Source organism: Escherichia sp. AM3 (assembly GCF_032029835.1).
Classification (GTDB): Bacteria; Pseudomonadota; Gammaproteobacteria; order Enterobacterales; family Enterobacteriaceae; genus Escherichia; species Escherichia coli.
In genome coordinates, this window is record NZ_JAVUPQ010000615.1 from 1 (window position 1) to 407 (window position 407).

Sequence of the window (407 nt, forward strand, 5' to 3'; positions counted from 1 at the left end):
CCTGGGAAGATTACCACGCAAGTGTGACCTACTTCCGCAATGATTACCAGAATAAGATCGTGGCCGGGGATAACGTTATCGGGCAAACCGCTTCAGGCGCATATATCCTCAAGTGGCAGAATGGCGGGAAAGCTCTGGTGGACGGTATCGAAGCCAGTATGTCTTTCCCACTGGTGAAAGATCGTCTGAACTGGAATACCAATGCCACATGGATGATCACTTCGGAGCAAAAAGACACCGGTAATCCTCTGTCGGTCATCCCGAAATATACTATCAATAACTCGCTTAACTGGACCATCACCCAGGCGTTTTCTGCCAGCGTCAACTGGACGTTATATGGCAGACAAAAACCGCGTACTCATTCGGAAACTCGTAGTGAAGATACTGGCGGTCTGTCAGGTAAAGAG

General features: G+C 49.1%; 1 protein-coding gene. It reads left to right on the forward strand.

What is annotated here, in order from left to right:
• A partial coding sequence (locus RTW80_RS27530) for a TonB-dependent receptor domain-containing protein (RefSeq protein WP_312721263.1) occupies positions 1–407 on the forward strand: 407 nt, incomplete at both ends.